This window comes from Actinomadura sp. NBRC 104412, from assembly GCF_030269515.1.
Classification (GTDB): domain Bacteria; phylum Actinomycetota; class Actinomycetes; order Streptosporangiales; family Streptosporangiaceae; genus Spirillospora.
This window is the reverse complement of sequence record NZ_BSTM01000012.1, coordinates 114,126-129,727: the sequence shown is the minus strand read 5'-3', so window position 1 is coordinate 129,727 and position 15,602 is coordinate 114,126. Positions and strand designations below refer to the sequence as shown.

General features: G+C 71.6%; 13 protein-coding genes. 9 read left to right on the top strand and 4 right to left on the bottom strand.

The window, feature by feature from the left end:
• The first annotated feature begins 150 nt into the window (after window positions 1-150).
• From QSK21_RS17280 to QSK21_RS17270, 3 genes are read left to right on the top strand one after another with little or no spacing between them, the layout of a single operon-like run.
• On the top strand, window positions 151-495 hold the full coding sequence (locus tag QSK21_RS17280) for a YciI family protein (protein WP_285696965.1): 345 nt from the start codon (window positions 151-153) through the stop codon (window positions 493-495).
• 60 nt (window positions 496-555) lie between these two features.
• On the top strand, window positions 556-1,851 hold the full coding sequence (locus QSK21_RS17275; RefSeq protein ID WP_285697086.1) for an RNA polymerase sigma factor: 1,296 nt from the start codon (window positions 556-558) through the stop codon (window positions 1,849-1,851).
• Window positions 1,848-2,798 (top strand): threonine/serine dehydratase, encoded by a 951-nt coding sequence (locus tag QSK21_RS17270; protein ID WP_285696963.1) that lies wholly within the window; start codon window positions 1,848-1,850, stop codon window positions 2,796-2,798. The genes QSK21_RS17275 and QSK21_RS17270 overlap by 4 nt, the downstream gene beginning before the upstream one ends.
• On the opposite strand, the gene QSK21_RS17265 is transcribed toward QSK21_RS17270, so the two are convergent.
• Both QSK21_RS17265 and QSK21_RS17260 read right to left on the bottom strand, forming a co-directional pair.
• On the bottom strand, window positions 2,795-4,135 hold the full coding sequence (locus QSK21_RS17265; protein WP_285696961.1) for a serine hydrolase domain-containing protein: 1,341 nt from the start codon (window positions 4,133-4,135) through the stop codon (window positions 2,795-2,797). The genes QSK21_RS17270 and QSK21_RS17265 overlap by 4 nt on opposite strands.
• Window positions 4,136-4,313: 178 nt before the next feature.
• On the bottom strand, window positions 4,314-7,685 hold the full coding sequence (locus QSK21_RS17260) for a pyruvate carboxylase (protein ID WP_285696959.1): 3,372 nt from the start codon (window positions 7,683-7,685) through the stop codon (window positions 4,314-4,316).
• 240 nt (window positions 7,686-7,925) lie between these two features.
• On the opposite strand from QSK21_RS17260, the gene QSK21_RS17255 reads away from it, so the two are divergent.
• Complete coding sequence (locus QSK21_RS17255) at window positions 7,926-8,108, top strand: hypothetical protein (RefSeq protein WP_285696957.1); 183 nt, start codon at window positions 7,926-7,928, stop codon at window positions 8,106-8,108.
• A 190-nt stretch (window positions 8,109-8,298) separates the two neighbouring features.
• Window positions 8,299-9,966 (top strand): serine/threonine protein kinase, encoded by a 1,668-nt coding sequence (locus QSK21_RS17250; protein WP_285696956.1) that lies wholly within the window; start codon window positions 8,299-8,301, stop codon window positions 9,964-9,966.
• A gap of 138 nt (window positions 9,967-10,104) precedes the next feature.
• Here QSK21_RS17250 and QSK21_RS17245 read toward each other — a convergent pair whose 3' ends face one another.
• Together QSK21_RS17245 and QSK21_RS17240 are read right to left on the bottom strand one after the other, a co-directional pair.
• Window positions 10,105-10,398 carry a DUF397 domain-containing protein gene (locus tag QSK21_RS17245; protein WP_285697085.1) on the bottom strand — a complete coding sequence of 98 codons (294 nt, stop codon included), beginning with the start codon at window positions 10,396-10,398 and terminating at the stop codon, window positions 10,105-10,107.
• Window positions 10,398-11,264 (bottom strand): Sco1979 family transcriptional regulator, encoded by an 867-nt coding sequence (locus QSK21_RS17240; RefSeq protein ID WP_285696955.1) that lies wholly within the window; start codon window positions 11,262-11,264, stop codon window positions 10,398-10,400. Before QSK21_RS17240 ends, QSK21_RS17245 begins: the two co-directional genes overlap by 1 nt.
• A gap of 224 nt (window positions 11,265-11,488) precedes the next feature.
• Between QSK21_RS17240 and QSK21_RS17235 the strand changes: the two genes are divergently transcribed.
• The 4 genes from QSK21_RS17235 to QSK21_RS17220 all read left to right on the top strand — a co-directional run bounded on the left by QSK21_RS17235 (window position 11,489) and on the right by QSK21_RS17220 (window position 15,548).
• A complete protein-coding gene (locus tag QSK21_RS17235; protein WP_285696953.1) occupies window positions 11,489-12,190 on the top strand; it encodes an ATP-binding protein in 702 nt (233 codons plus the stop codon).
• A 57-nt stretch (window positions 12,191-12,247) separates the two neighbouring features.
• Window positions 12,248-12,604, top strand: a complete 357-nt coding sequence (locus QSK21_RS17230; RefSeq protein WP_285696952.1) for an anti-sigma factor antagonist — start codon at window positions 12,248-12,250, stop codon at window positions 12,602-12,604.
• A 296-nt stretch (window positions 12,605-12,900) separates the two neighbouring features.
• Window positions 12,901-14,160, top strand: coding sequence for a M16 family metallopeptidase (locus QSK21_RS17225; RefSeq protein WP_285696951.1), 1,260 nt, complete (start codon window positions 12,901-12,903; stop codon window positions 14,158-14,160).
• The gene (locus QSK21_RS17220; protein WP_285696950.1) at window positions 14,157-15,548 is read left to right on the top strand and encodes a M16 family metallopeptidase; all 1,392 of its coding nucleotides are present in this window, start codon (window positions 14,157-14,159) and stop codon (window positions 15,546-15,548) included. The genes QSK21_RS17225 and QSK21_RS17220 overlap by 4 nt, the downstream gene beginning before the upstream one ends.
• The last annotated feature ends 54 nt before the right edge of the window (window positions 15,549-15,602 follow it).

The window sequence follows — 15,602 nt, the reverse complement described above, 5'->3', positions numbered from 1 at the left end:
CTAGGGAAACCCCTCGTAGACCCCTCCCCAGGAAGCTCGTCTGGAAAAATTCGGGAAAATCACCTCGGGGGTTGTCGATCGGGCCGTCCCGCGTTCGACGCGTGGGTGAACGGGAGGCCGGAAGGGCCCCTCGACGGCAGAGGAGAGACGATGCGGTTCATGATGATGACGACCGACACCGCGGGCGGCGAGCCGGACGCCGTGCAGGCCGAGGAGATGGGCCGGTTCATCGAGGAGATGAGCAAGTCCGGGGTGCTGCTGGCCACCGGCGGGCTGGACCCGCGGGCCACCACCATCAGGTCCTCCGGCGGCAAGATCACCGTCACCGATGGCCCCTACACCGAGGCCAAGGAGGTCGTGGTGGGCTTCGCGCTGATCGAGGTGCGCAGCAAGGAGGAGGCCATCGAGCTGTCCAAGCGGTTCTGGTCCATCGTCGGCGACGGCGAGGGCGTGATCCAGCAGGTCTTCGGCCCCGAGGACACTCCCGGGCAGTGATCCACGGGCATCCCACGGCCCCGGCGCGCGGTTTGCGCCGGGGCCGTGGTGTTTGCTCTCATCGTCGGCGTGAGCATCACCGATCCCGGCCGTCCCGACGTCCACCGGACCGTCGACGCGGTGTGGCGGCTGGAGTCCGCCCGGATCATCGGCGGGGTCGCCCGGATGGTGCGCGATGTCGGGCTCGCCGAGGAACTGGCGCAGGACGCGCTGGTCACGGCGCTGGAGCAGTGGCCGCGGACCGGCGTCCCGGACAATCCGGGGGCCTGGCTGATGACCATCGCCAAGCGCCGTGCCGTGGACCGGATCCGCCGGGACCGGACGCTCGAACGCAAGCTGGAGGAGATCGGCCACCGCCAGGAGACCGGCGGGGCCGTGGGTCCCGGCGCGGACGTCGACGCCGTCCTGGACGAGGACCGCATCGAGGACGACGTGCTCCGGCTGATCTTCACCGCCTGCCATCCGGTGCTGCCCGCCGCGGCGCGGATCGCGCTGACGCTGCGGATGCTGGGCGGGCTGGCCACCGACGAGATCGCGCGGGCGTTCCTCGTTCCCGAGCCGACCGTCGCGCAGCGGATCGTGCGGGCCAAGCGCACCCTGTCGGAGGCGGGCGTCCCGTTCGAGGTGCCGGAGGGCGAGGACCGCGCGGAACGGCTGTCGTCGGTGCTGGAAGTCATCTACCTGATCTTCAACGAGGGGTACGCGGCGACCGCGGGCGACGACCTCATCCGGACCGACCTGTGCCAGGAGGCGCTGCGCCTCGGCCGGCTGCTGGCCGGGCTCGCGCCGGAGGAGGCCGAGGTCCACGGGCTGGTCGCGCTGATGGAGATCCAGGCGTCCCGGTCGCGGGCCCGCACCGGTCCGGACGGCGCGCCCGTCCCGATCCTGGAGCAGAACCGCGGGCTGTGGGATCGGCTGCTGATCAGCCGGGGGTACGCGGCGCTGCTGCGCGCCGAGAAGCTCGGCGGCCCGCCCGGCCGATACGTGCTCCAGGCCGCGATCGCCGCGTGCCACGCGCAGGCGTCCACCGCCGAGGAGACCGACTGGGCGCGGATCGCGGCGCTGTACGGGATCCTCGCGCGGGTCGCCCCGTCCCCCATCGTGGAGCTGAACCGCGCCGTCGCGATCGGCATGGCGGAGGGCCCGGAGAAGGGCCTGCAAGCCGTGGACGCGCTGGCGGACGAGCCCGCGCTCAAGAAGTACCATCTGCTGCCGAGCGTGCGCGGTGACCTGCTGTCCAGGTTGGGCCGGTACGCGGAGGCGCAGGCCGAGTTCGCCCGCGCGGCGTCCCTGACCCGCAACGCCGCCGAACGGGCCGTCCTTGAGAAGAGGGCGGCGAGTGAGAGGTTGACATGATCGACGTTTCGGACGTCCGGGATGCGGCGCGGCGGATCGCGGGCCATGTCCGGAGGACGCCCGTGATGCGGCTCGACCTGGCGGCGTTCGTGCCCCGGAATCTGGCAGGCACGATGTGGTGGAAGCTGGAGCACACCCAGCACACGGGCTCCTTCAAGGCAAGGGGGGCGTTCAACCGCATCCTGGCCGCGCTTGAGGCGGACGAGCTCCCGGAGGCGGGGATCGTCGCGGCGTCCGGCGGGAACGCGGGCCTGGCCTTCGCGTACGCCGCCTCACAGGTGGGCGCCAAGGCCGAGGTGTACGTGCCGGAGACCGCGCCTGCCGTGAAGGTGGCGAGGCTGCGCGCTCTCGGTGCGACTGTGGTTCAGGTCGGGGTGAAGTACGCCGACGCCTACGAGGCCGCCATCAAGCGCCAGAAGGACACGGGGGCTCTCTTCTGCCACCCCTACGACCAGCCCGAGATGTGCGCGGGTGCGGGCACCATCGCCTTGGAGCTGATGGAGCAGACCAAGGGTGAGATCGACACCGTCCTGGTCGCGGTCGGAGGCGGCGGGCTGATCGCCGGGGTCGCCACCGCCCTGGACGGAAGGGCCGACGTCGTGAGCGTGGAGCCCCATACCGCCCCCACACTGAACGCGGCACTACAGGCCGGGAAACCCGTGCACGTGGAGGTGTCGGGGGTGGCGGCGGATGCGCTCGGGGCCAGCCGTCTCGGGGAGATCCCCTACGCCGCCGTGACGCGGGCGGGCGTCCGTTCCGTGCTGGTCACCGATGAGGCGATCAGCGCGACCCGCCGCCGCCTCTGGGAGGAGTACCGCCTGGTGGTGGAGCCCAGCGGCGCCGCCGCTGCCGCCGCGCTCGCCAGCGGCGCGTACCGCCCGGCCGAAGGCGAACGTGTCGCGGTCCTGCTGTGCGGCGCCAACACCAGTCCCGACGACCTGGCCTAGCGCGAAGCCAGGAACTCCAGGGGCAGCGGCGGGATCGGGGGACGGTCGGGCACGGCGAACGTACCGCGGCCTCCGCAGAGGGCTTGTGCGATGTGCGCGCCCAATGCGTTGTCGATGGCGTGCGGCACCGGCATGCCCTGCCCGTTCAGCTTCTGGTACTTGGTGCGGTTGAAGCCGATCGCCACCTGTCGGCGGCCATCAGGGCTGGACAGTGCCTGCGTGCCCGCCCCGAAGACAACCCCGTCATGGCCCCAGAACCTGCCGCAAGGAAGATCGAGCGCGTACAGGCCGAGCCCGTAGTTCAGCACGGTGGTGCCGCTGGGGTCCCGCACAGGGACGGTCCGCAGCATCTCGGTCAGGGCGCCCGTCCCGATCAGCCTGCCCGTGAGCAGAGCACGGTAGAAGCGGTTGAGGTCATCCATGGTGGACACCAGCGCACCCGCCGTACCGGCCCAGGACATGTTGTAGACGCTGTACTCACGGGGCGGGTCGGCGTAGCCGTACAGCGACTCGTACTGCCGGGAGTGCGCCCGCTCCACATAGGGCGTCCGAGGGAAATAGGTGTGCTTCAGCCCCGCCGGCTTGATGACGTTCCGGTCGATGAAGGTCTCGGCCTTGACCCCGGTCACCTTCTCCAGCAGCAGCCCGAGAATGACGTAGTTGGTGTTGGAGTACGACCAGGACGCCCCTGGAGAGTTGGTGGGCGGCCCTGCCAGACCCCAGGCGGCGAGCTGCGCCGGACGCAGGGTGTCGAGGCGCCCCCCATCCAGGCTCCTGGGCGACAGACTCCGCAGGGACGGGAACACGTACACGATGTAGTCGGCGATCCCGCTGGTGTGGTTGAGCAGCATCCGCACGGTGATCTGCCGCCCGCGCGCACCGGGCACCGTCTCCGGCAGGTAGTCCCCGATGGGAGCATCAAGCTGGACACGCCCTTGCTCGACCAGCTTGAGCACGGCCGTAGCGATGAACGTCTTGGTGACGCTCCCCACCCGGTGTTCCATGCCCGCCCGTACGGGGCGTTCGGTACGCACATCCGCGACCCCGGCCGCACCGCTCCAGGAGTCCGCGTCATGGCGCACGGCCGAGTACAGGCCGTACATGCCCGCCGCATGGGTCGCGTCCAGGGTGACGCGCAGCTTCTCCTTGTCATACGAGCCGACCTGTGGGTCGACATAGGGCTGCCGGTACGAGGCGACAACGGCCTGCTTGACCTGGCCCTCCACGCTCGGGCTCACGGCCGCGCCCGCGCTCGACCCGAAGACCAGCGCCGCCACGACCGCGGTGAACCGGACCCGATCCCGAGCGCCCCCCGCACCCCGCCTGACCGCCGCCATCCCATCACTTTCTCGTGCACACCAAGTACCCGAAATCAGTCTTCTCGGGCACCACCCATGGTGTCATCAGACCCGCGAAGGAGATCGGCAACCCGCAAAGATGTAGCCGCCAAGGCAACAACCCAACCCCCGAACCGCAACAAGAGACCCGAAGCCCCCAACGGCGGACATGGGGCCGTCAGGAGATCACTACCAGCAGGTCCCCTGCCTGGGCCTGGGTCGCCTCGGGTACGGCCAGCCTGGTGACGGTTCCGGCGATGGGGGCGGTGATCGAGGCTTCCATCTTCATCGCTTCGATGGTGGCGACCACGTCGCCCGCCTCGACCTGATCGCCCTTGGCCACGCGCAACGTGACGGACCCGTCGAACGGCGCGGGCACGTGGCCCGGTTCGGACGGGTCGGCGCGTTCGACGGGCGGGGCGTCCGACACGACGGAGCGGTCGCGTACGGCCAGGGTGCGGAGCTGCCCGTTGACGGTGCAGATGACCTGCCGGACGCCGGCCTCGTCGATCTCGCCGACGGCTTCGAGCCCGGCCAGCACCCTGACGCCCGGTTCCAGGTCGAAGGAGATCTCGTGGCCTGGGCGCAGCCCGTACAGGAACGCCCCGGTGGGCAGCACCGAGAGGTCGCCGTAGGCGGCGCGGGATTCGCGGTAGTCCTTGGCGGGCCCGGGGAACAGGAGCCGGTCGAGGGTGTCGCGGACGTCGGGGCCGGCGAGTGCCTTCTCCTCGTCGCCGGTGAGTTCGGCGCGGGCGGGGGTGTGGCGGCGTCCTGTCAGGGCCCGTGTCCGGAACGGCTCGGGCCAGCCTCCGGGCGGGTCGCCCAGTTCGCCGTTGAGGAAGCCGATCACGCTGTCCGGGACGTCGTACCGGCCGGGGTTGGCGGCGAAGTCCTCGGGGTCGGCGCCGGCGGCGACGAGATGGAGGGCGAGGTCGCCGACGACCTTGCTGGACGGGGTGACCTTGACCAGCCGGCCGAGGATCCGGTCGGCGGCCTCGTAGAGCCGTTCGACCTCCTCGAACCGGTCGCCGAGGCCGAGCGCGACGGCCTGCTGGCGGAGGTTGGAAAGCTGGCCGCCGGGGATCTCGTGCCGGTACACCCGTCCGGTGGGTGAGGGCAGGCCCATCTCGAACGGCGCGTACATCTTGCGCACCGCTTCCCAGTACGGCTCCATGGCGGTGAGCGCGTCCAGGTCGATCCCTGTGGAGCGTTCGGTGAAGTCGGTGTGCGCCACGATGGCCTGGAGCGGTGGCTGGCTTGTGGTGCCCGCGAGTGGGGACGCGGCCCCGTCCACGGCGTCGACGCCCGCGTCGATGGCGGCGAGGTATGTCGCGAGCTGCCCTCCCGCGGTGTCGTGCGTGTGGAGGTGGACGGGCTGGTCGAACCGTTCGCGCAACGCCGTGACGAGAGTGCGGGCGGCCGGGGCCCTGAGCAGCCCGGCCATGTCCTTGATGCACAGTACGTGGACGCCCGCTTCGACGAGTTCTTCCGCCAGCCGCAGGTAGTAGTCCAGCGTGTAGACCTTCTCCCCGGGGGATGACAGGTCGCCGGTGTAGCAGAGGGTGCCTTCGACGACGGCGTGCGTTTGCAGGACCGCCTCGATCGCGGGACGCATGCGTTCCACGTCGTTCAGGGCGTCGAACACGCGGAAGATGTCGACGCCCGTCTTGGCCGCCTCGGTGACGAAGGCGCGTGCAACCGAGTCGGGGTACGGGGTGTAACCCACGGTGTTGCGCCCGCGCAGCAGCATCTGAAGGCACAGGTTGGGCGCGGCTTCGCGGATGGCCGCCAACCTGTCCCAGGGCGACTCGCCCAGGAAACGCAGCGCCACGTCATAGGTGGCCCCGCCCCACGCCTCCAGCGAGAGCAGTTGCGGGGTCATCCTCGCCAGGTACGGTGCAGCGGACACGAGGTCGTACGTCCGCACCCGGGTGGCCAGGAGCGACTGGTGGGCGTCCCGGAACGTGGTGTCGGTGACGGCGAGCGCGGTCTGGGCTCTCAGCCGTTCCGCGAACGCCTTGGCGCCGAGGGCGAGCAGCCGGTCCCTTGAGCCGTCGGGCGGCGGGCCGGTCAGGTCGAGCGGCGGCAGTTTGCTCTGCGGGTCCAGCTCGGTCGGCGCCTCGCCGTTCGGCTTGTTCACGGTGACGTCGGCGAGGTACCGGACGAGCCGGGTCGCGCGGTCGCCGCTCGACCGCGCGGTCAGCAGCTCGGGATGCTCGGCGATGTAGGCCGTGGTCACCCCGCCCGCGCGGAAGTCCGGCTCGTCCAGCAGGGCGCGGAGGAACGGGATGTTGGTCGCGACGCCCCTGATGCGGAACTCCGCGACGGCCCGCCGCGCGCGCCGTACCGCGTCCTCGAACGTCCGTCCCCGGCAGGTCAGCTTGACCAGCATCGAGTCGAAGTGGGGCGTGACGACGGCGCCCGCGTGGGTGGTGCCGGTGTCCAGCCGCACCCCGGCGCCGCCCGGCGACCGGTACGCCGAGATCTTGCCGGTGTCGGGGCGGAAGCCGTTGGCCGGGTCCTCGGTGGTGATCCGGCACTGCACCGCGTACCCGGAGACCTGCACGTCGTCCTGGGAGATCGACAGGTCGGCCAGGGTCTCGCCGCCCGCGATGCGCAGTTGGCTCTGCACCAGGTCCACGCCGGTGACCTCCTCGGTCACGGTGTGCTCGACCTGAATCCGCGGGTTCATCTCGATGAACACGTGCCGGCCCTGCGGGTCCACGAGGAACTCCACGGTGCCGGCGTTCACGTAGCCGATCTCGCGGGCGAACCGCACCGCGTCCTGGCACAGCCGCTCGGCCACCGCCGGGTCCAGCCGTGGCGCGGGCGCGATCTCCACGACCTTCTGGTGGCGGCGCTGCACCGAGCAGTCCCGTTCGCGCAGGTGGACGACGTGCCCGGCGCCGTCGGCGAGCACCTGCACCTCGATGTGCCGGGGACGGTCCACGGCCTGTTCGAGGAACACCGTGGGGTCGCCGAAGGCGCTCTCCGCCTCGCGGCGTGCCGCGTCCACGGCGGGCGCCAGGTCCTCGCGGCGATCCACGCGGCGCAGCCCGCGCCCGCCTCCGCCGGCCGCCGCCTTGACGAACAGCGGGAAGCCGACCTCGTCGGCCGCGGCCTCCTCCGACCCGGGGACGGGCGTCGCGGACCGCAGCACCGGGAGGCCGGCCCGCCGTGCCGCGGCGACCGCCTCGATCTTGTTCCCGGCCAGTTTCAGCACCGAGGCGGGCGGTCCCACGAACGTCAGCCCGTTGCGCTCGCATGCCTCGGCCAGCTCGGGGCTCTCGGACAGGAAGCCGTAGCCGGGGTAGACGGCGTCCGCGCCCACCCTGAGGGCGGTCGCGACGATGCCGTCCACGTCGAGGTACGCGCGCACGGGATGGCCGTGCTCCCCGATCTCGTACGCCTCGTCGGCCTTCTGCCGGTGCAGCGACAGGCGGTCTTCGTAGGCGTAGACGGCGACGCTGGAGATGCCCAGCTCGTAGGCGGCGCGGAAGGCGCGCACGGCGATCTCGCCACGGTTGGCGACGAGCACCTTCTGGATCACGGCGTAACTCCCAGGAGACGGTCAGGCGGCGGCCGCCGTGGTCATGACGCGGGGCTCGACGTCGAGCGTCCCCAACCTAACGTGCGCCCGTTTCGCCCTGACTCTTACCCCCGCCCCTGGGCCCTCCACACCGCCCGCCCGAGAAAGTGAACCCGGATTCGGAATACGGATAGCGATCTTGGTTGTTGACGTGGGTGAACCACATCGATCCGCGATGCGCGAGATCCCGGAGGTATTCCCGTGCCCAGCAGCATCCTCAGGCTCCGACCCCATCCCCGGCGCAAGCAGGTGAGGTCCACCTCGCTGCGCGCCCTCGCCGTCGCCGCCCGACTGGAACGCGGCCATGGAGTGGAGGGTCCGCCGGGCCATGACGGCGGCCGGGCGGAGCACCGCCCGTCGCGGCGGACGCCCGACCCGGCCTGACCGACGACCGGCCCGAACCGACGATCGAAGGACCCCGCGCGGAACACGCGCGGGGTCCTTCGCGCTGTCCGGCCCGTTCATCCCCTACGGTCCGCTTCGACCGCAGGAACCTCGCGGGGCGAATAGTCTGGGCCCGCACACGTGCAAGTGCGGGAAGTGACGAAGCGAGAGCGGTGTGACGGACAGGACGATGCCCGACGCCCATCCTCTGCAGCCGGGAGACCCGGTCGGGCTCGGAGGGTACGAGATCCTGGGCAGGCTGGGCGAGGGCGGCCAGGGCACGGTGTTCCTCGGGCGACGAGCCGGGGACGAGCAGGCCGAACCTGTCGCGATCAAGCTGCTCCACGCGGGGCTGCGCGCCGACGATCCGGCACGGGCGCGGTTCGTCAGGGAACTGGACGTGGCCAAGCGGGTGGCCAGGTTCTGCACGGCGCAGGTCCTGGACGCCGACCTGGCGGGCGACCAGCCGTACATCGTCAGCGAGTACGTCCCGGGACAATCGCTGCACCGGCTGGTCCAGGCCGAGGGACCGCGCACCGGCGGGGCGCTGGAACGGCTCGCGATGAGCACGCTGACCGCCCTGTACGCGATCCACCAGGCCGGGATCGTGCACCGCGACTTCAAGCCGCAGAACGTGATGATGGGCCCGGACGGCCCGCGCGTGATCGACTTCGGGGTGGCCAGGGCGCTGGGCGCGGCCGGTGAGACGCAGAACGTCGGGACGCCCGCGTACATGGCGCCCGAGCACTTCACCGGCGGCGCGATCGGTCCCGCCGCCGACATGTTCGCCTGGGGCACCACGATGGTGTACGCGGCGACCGGAAGGCCCGCCTTCGGCAACGACGAGATGGCGGCGGTGATGCACCGCATCATCACCTTCGACCCGGACCTGGGCGACCTGCCCAGCCCGCTGCGCGAGGTGGTGGCCGCCAGCCTGGACAAGGAACCCGGGCGCCGTCCGACAGCGCGCGAGGCGCAGGAGAGGCTCGTCGGCGCCTCGGGTGAGGCCCTGCCCGACCCGGCCGCCTTCGCGCCGTCCCCTGCCCCTGCCGCCTTCGCGCCGCCTCCGGGTCCCGTCCAGAACGCGTCCCCCTCCCCGCCGCCCTTCGCGCCTGCTCCGACGGGTCCGGGGCCCGGTGGCCGCGGGACGACGGCGCCGCAGCCGCACGGCCCCCTCGGACCGGAGCGGCGGAGACCGGGACGGATGGTGATCCCGATCATCGCGGCGGCGGCCACGGCGGCGCTCCTGGCCGGCGGGTCGGTGTGGGCGGCGACGCGGTCCGGCGGCGACGGGCCGGAACGGGCCGAGGCGGGCGGTCAGGACGCCACCGCGCCGCAGGGGAGCGCGGCGGGCGGCGACGCCGGCGACCTCCCGGTCGATTTGAGGACCTCGCGCGCCCCCGGCGAGAAACCCAAGGGCACCACCACGCCGCAGCGGCCGGGAGGCGGGCAGACCGGCACCCCCGGCGGCGGTGGCGGCGGAACCGGCGGCGGAGACAACGGCGGCGGTGGCTCCGGTGGCGGAGGCGACCCCGCCCCGGAACCCGCACAGAAGTACACCGCCACGCAGGTCTGCGGCAGTGGCTACTACGTGCAGCGCTCGATGGCCGTGGCGGGCGGCCGGGTCTACCAGCTCTACAGCAACGGCACGAAGAAGAACTGCGCCGTGATGCTCAAGTCCAAGAACGTGGGACGCCCGTCCTCGGTGTCGGTGTGGATCCAGGCCCAGGGCGGCAGCAGGGTCACCGACAGCGGGTCGTTCTCCTGGTACGCGGGGCCGGTGTACGTCTACGCCCCCGGGAGGTGCGTCCGGGTCGGCTCGGGCTCGTACACCTCGTCGTACGCCAACTGCGGCTGATACGAGGGTTCGTCCCGGGGGGGGACGAGGCGGCGGGGAGCTCAGGCCGGGCGCGTTAGCGGGGTGCGCCCGGCGATGGCATTCGGACAATCGAAGGTGCGAGGGAATCGAAGGGTCAGAGGTAGCGGGGGATGTCGGTCAGTTGGTCGACGACGCGATCAGATGGTCGAAGTCGCCGTCCTTGGCCCCGAGGATCAGGGCCTCCATCTCGGGCCTGGTGTAGATGAGCGCGGGACCCTCGGGGTGGCGGGAGTTGCGCATGGCGACCCGCCCGCCGGGCAGTTCCGCGATCTCGACGCAGTTCCCCTGGGAGTTGCTGCGGCGGCTCTTGAGCCAGCGGGCGCCCCGCAGGCCGGTCGCCGGCATCCCGTTGTCGTAGAACCCCTCGTAGGGGTCCTCGTGAGAGTTCTGGCCCTCGTCGGTCTTGAGCATCATGTCTCTCTGAGATATTGGCCGAGAAGCTCGACGGTGCGCTCGGGTGTGGCGCTGTCGACGCACAGGCGTTCCATCGCCTGCAGATAGGTGTCGACGTCGTCGCGCTTGTCCAGGTACATGGCGCCGGTGAGGATCTCGACGTACACGACGTCCGGCAGGTCCTGGTCGGGGAAGCGCAGGATGGAGAAGGCACCGCCCTCGGCCGCGTGCCCGCCGAACCTGAACGGCATCACCTGGACGGTGACGTTGGGCAGCCTGGACATCTCGATCAGATGCTTGAACTGTTCCCGCATCACCTCGGGGCCGCCGATCGGACGCCTGAGCGCGCCCTCGTCCAGCACGGCCCACAGCCTCGGGGCGTCGGGGCCCGTCAGCCGTTCCTGCCGCTGCATGCGCAGCTCGACCCGCTGCTCGATCTCGTGATCCGCCGCACCGGCGTTGCCCAGCCTGATCACCGCACGCGCGTAGCCCTCGCACTGCAGCAGACCCGGTACGAACTGAAGCTCGTAGGTCCGGATCAGCGCGGCCGACTCCTCCAGCCCGACGTAGGTCTGGAAGTAGCCGGGAAGGACATCGTTGTATCGGTGCCACCAGCCTGGGGTGTTGGCGTCCCGCGCAAGCTGTAGCAGCGCCTCGCGTTGTTCCTTGTCTTCGACGCCGTACAGCGTGAGCAGGTCGTCCACGTCACGTTCTTTGAAGCTGACCCGCCCGAGCTCCAGTCGGCTGATCTTGGACTCGGAGGCGCGGATGGTGTACCCGGCCTCCTGGCGGCTGACGCCCTTGTCCTCGCGCAACCTGCGTAGCTGGGAGCCGAGCATGATGCGGCGAACCGTCGACCCGGCTCCCGGCGAATCTGGAGTCACGCCCAACCTCCCGGCTCATCGGCGGACAGCGAACTTAGTGTGCCACTGCGGTGCCTGTCCTGCGATTACCTCCGATCATCCGCGCCCAACCCGGACAGGGAACCTGATGCCCGTTCGGATGCACGTGCATTGGGCCTTGCATTCGCACGCTACGATGCGCAGGATAACGCACGAGACTTCCGAGCCACGGCTGCACAACGAGATCACTCTGCGGGGTCCGGGGAATGACGTCACGTCAAGCGCAGAACGGCACGCGATGGGAGGTGGCCTCCGTCGCGGAGCCGTCGGGGCCGCTGGACCGTGCCGCCGAACCGGGGACCGCGGAGCCGGAACCGGTCCCCGAGGCGTGCGACCTCCCGCCCAGGCTGAAGGACGCCCTGTGGGCGCTGGTCAACCTGTCCGCCCCCACCGTCTCGTTCAGCGTCCTCCCTGAGCCGGAGTCGGTCACCGAGGCCCGGCACTTCGCGATCTCCCGGCTGAAGGGCTGGGGCGCTTGCGCGCTGACGAGCGACGTCGGCCTGGTGGTGTCCGAACTGGTCACCAACGCCCTGCGGCACAGCACGGCCCCCACCGTCTGGGACGCCCCGGCCTACGCGACCAGGCACGCACCAGGTCTCGGGCATGGCACGGGGTTCGCCGGGGGCTGCTTCGCGACCGGCGGCCTCGCGACGCGCTTCGGTACGGAACTGGAGGCCGGGCCGGCGGGTCCCATGCCCGGCGGCATCCGGTTGCGGATGCTGTACCACGCCCCCTGGCTGCTCTGCGGGATCATGGACTCCAGCCCGGAGGCGCCGCGGCGCCGCGAGCCCGACCACATCGCCGAGACCGGGCGCGGGCTGCATCTGGTCGAGTCGTTCAGCACCCGCTGGGGCTGGTGCGGACTGCCCCAGGGCAAGGTCGTCTGGGCGCTGTTCCGTTCTCCCTAGCCGTATCCGGGTATACGCCAACCGATCACCAAATCATCGGTGGACGCGGGAGGAGCCGTGGAATTCGCGGTCGAGCAGCGGACCGAGAAGGACGTCACGGTCGTCACGATCAGGGGAGAGATCGACGTCTTCACCAGCCCCAAGCTCCGCGAGAAGCTGCTCGACATCATCGACGGCGACGGCGCCCGGCACCTTGTGGTGGACCTCGGCGAGGTGACGTTCCTGGACTCCACCGGCCTCGGCGTGCTGGTGGGCATCTACCACCGGCTGCGCGCGCGGGACGGGACGATGGCGTTCGTGGGGGCGAACGACCGGGTGCGCCGCGTCTTCCACGTCACCCAGCTCACCAAGATCTTTGTCCTGCACCGCTCACTGGAGGACGCCATCGCCGCCCACGAGTCCTCCTCCACCTGACTCCTCCGCCAGTCCACCAGACTCCGCACCTTCTTCCTTGTCTCCTTATTCTCTTCTCCTCCCGTCCATCGCCTCCCATCGCTACCGATTCCCCCGCCGCGACCATCTCCCCCGTCTTCGCCCTCCTTCGCATGTCGCGGCACCGCCCGTCCCGGCGACGCTCGCGCACTCGCTGCCTCCCCTGCCGTGACCCGGTACCGTGAGGGCAGAGATCAGGCCCGCCGCGGGGGCGCTCTCCCCGCCGAACGCGCGCGGTGCTGTCGGTCAACCGATCCATCGACCGGACGGGAGCCTTCGTGGCAGAACAGCCGCTGCATGAGCACAAGCTCGGCAATGGCCTGCGCGTGGTGGTCTGCGAAGACCATGTCGTACCGCTGGCCGCCGTCAACATCTGGTACGGCGTGGGCTCGCGGCACGAGCGGGCAGGCCGCACCGGGCTGGCGCACCTCTTCGAGCACCTGATGTTCCAGGGCTCGGCCAACGTCGCCGAAGGCGAGCACGCCGCGCTGCTGGAGAGCGCCGGCGCCACCTTCAACGCCAGCACGTCCTTCGAGCGCACCAACTATTACGAGACGGTTCCCGTCAGCCACCTGGAGTTGGCGCTGTGGCTGGAGGCCGACCGGATGGGCACGCTGCCCGCCGCGCTGACCCAGGCCAACCTCGACAACCAGCGCGACGTGGTGAAGAACGAGCGGCGCCAGCGCTACGACAACCAGCCGTACGGGACGGCGTTCGAGCGGCTGTGCGCGCTGACCTTCCCCGGCGGCCACCCGTACCACCACACGCCGATCGGCTCCATGGAGGACCTGGACGCCACCGAGCTGGAGGACTGCGCCGACTTCTTCGGCACCTGGTACGCGCCGGGCAACGCGGTGCTGTCGATCGTGGGCGACGTCGACCCCGAGGAGACGCTCGCCGCGGTCGAGCGGTACTTCGGCGGCATCCCCACCGGACCTGAGGCGCCCCCGGCCCGCCCCGGCGACCTGGAGCCGCTCCGCGAGGTGCGCGAGGAGGCGGTGGACGAGGAGGTGCCCTCGCCCGCCTACTTCGCGATGTTCCCGCTGCCCACCGACGGCGGCACCGACATCGAGGCGGCCGAGCTGGCCGTGGAGATCCTCGGCGGCGGCTCGGGCTCGCGGCTCTACGACCGGATGGTGCGCCGCGACGAGATCGCCACCGAGGTGTGGGCGGGGGTGACCCGGCTGGTCGGCGGCCCGTCCCTGGCCATCGTGGACGCCATCGGCCCGGACCCGCGGAAGATCGCCGAGGTGCTCGACGAGGAGCTGGAGAGGTTCGCCACCGACGGCCCGGACGCCGACGAGGCGGCGCGCGCCACCGCGCAGGCCGAGCGCGGCTTCCTGGAGCAGACCGAGACGGTCACCGGGCTGGCCAACGCGCTGTCGCAGAACGCCACCCAGTTCGGCGACCCGGCCCGCGTGTTCACCGCGCCGGGACGAGCGGCGGCGGTCACCGCGGCCCAGATCAAGGACATGGCGGCCCAGTGGCTCAAGCCGGGTGGACGCTCCGTGCTGACCTATGGAGGTACGGCCTCGTGACGAACGAACTGGCCCTGGCGCCCCGTCCGGTCCCCGGTCCCGTTCCCGCGTGGGCGTTCCCCGTAGGAACCGAGGGCACGGTGCCCGGGGACGGCCCCGCCACGCTCCGCTGTGACCTGCCCGGCCGGCGCCTCGCGGCGGTGCGGCTCGTCCTGAACGCCGGTGCCGGGCGCGAGCCCGAGGGCGGGGACGGCGTCGCCACGCTCGCGGCGCGGGCGCTGCTGGAAGGCACCGAACCCGGTGGCGGCACCGCGCTGACCGCCGCGTTCGAGCGGCTGGGCGCCAGCCTGTACGCGTCGGCCGACCTGACCGCGCTCCGGATCGCGCTGGACGTGCCGGTGACCCGGCTCGGCCCGGCGCTGGAACTGCTGTCGTCGGTGGTGCGCCGGCCCGCGCTGGCCGACTCCGACGTGCGCCGCCTCGTCAGGGAGCGCCTGGAGGAGATCGCGCAGGACGACGCCGACCCCGGCTCGCGCGCCATGCGGGAGCTGCGCGCCGCGATGTTCCCCGCCGAGGCCCGCGCCTCCCGCCCGACCGGCGGCGGCCCCGAGTCGGTGGAGGCCATCCGGGGCGAGCAGGTCCGCGCGTTCTACACCTCGATCGTCCCGGCTGAGGCCACCGCCGTCGTCGCGGGCGACCTGTCCGGAGTGGGCGTGGACACCGCGCTCGCCGGCGCCCTCGAAGGCTGGGCGGCCTCGGGCGCGCCCCTGCGCCGCCCCGACGCGATCATGCCGACGGCGGGGCCGCGGATCGTCGTGGTGGACCGTCCCGGATCGGTGCAGACGTACTTGGGCATCGGCCATGGCGTGCCGAAGCGCTCGCACCCCGACTGGCCGCTGCTCGCGGTCGCGGCGCACGTGCTGGGCGGCGGGCTCACCTCGCGGCTCAACGCCGTCCTCCGCGAGGAGAAGGGGTACACCTACGGCGTGCGAGCCGGGCTGCTGAGGCTGCGGCACTGCGGCCTGTTCATCGCGCAGGGCGCGGTGCACACCGAGGTCACCGCGGACGCCCTCGCCGACGCGCTGGAGGGGATGCGCGGGGTGATCTCTCGGGGCGTCTCCGAGGAGGAGACGGGGTCGTCCGTCCGCGCGCTGGCCGACCGCGCCCCCGCCGAGTACGAGACGGCCCGCGCGGTCGCCGCCGAGCTCGCCGACGCCGCCGCCAACGACCTCGGCGCCGACTACCCGCGCCGGTACCTCGACGCGGTGCGCGCCGCGACGCCCGACGAGGTGACCCGCGCGTACACCGAGCACGTCGACCCGGAGGCGCTGACCGTCATCGCGGTCGGGGACGCCGCCCAGATCAAGGAGCCCCTGGAGAGCCTGGGCTACGCCACCGTCACCGTCTCGGCCACCGAGCCCGCTCCGGGCGAGCCGCCCGCGGAGTAGTGACCGGACCGAACCGGTGGCATCGTGGTAACCGTCTGACCGATGCGGGATCAA

Excerpts from the sequence above, each read along its gene's own strand:
- QSK21_RS17280 (WP_285696965.1), top strand. The coding sequence starts at position 151 with ATGCGGTTCATGATGATGACGACCGACACCGCGGGCGGCGAGCCGGAC.
- QSK21_RS17270 (WP_285696963.1), top strand. The coding sequence starts at position 1,848 with ATGATCGACGTTTCGGACGTCCGGGATGCGGCGCGGCGGATCGCGGGC.
- QSK21_RS17265 (WP_285696961.1), bottom strand. The coding sequence starts at position 4,135 with ATGGCGGCGGTCAGGCGGGGTGCGGGGGGCGCTCGGGATCGGGTCCGG.
- QSK21_RS17250 (WP_285696956.1), top strand. The coding sequence starts at position 8,299 with ATGCCCGACGCCCATCCTCTGCAGCCGGGAGACCCGGTCGGGCTCGGA.
- QSK21_RS17245 (WP_285697085.1), bottom strand. The coding sequence starts at position 10,398 with ATGCTCAAGACCGACGAGGGCCAGAACTCTCACGAGGACCCCTACGAG.
- QSK21_RS17235 (WP_285696953.1), top strand. The coding sequence starts at position 11,489 with ATGACGTCACGTCAAGCGCAGAACGGCACGCGATGGGAGGTGGCCTCC.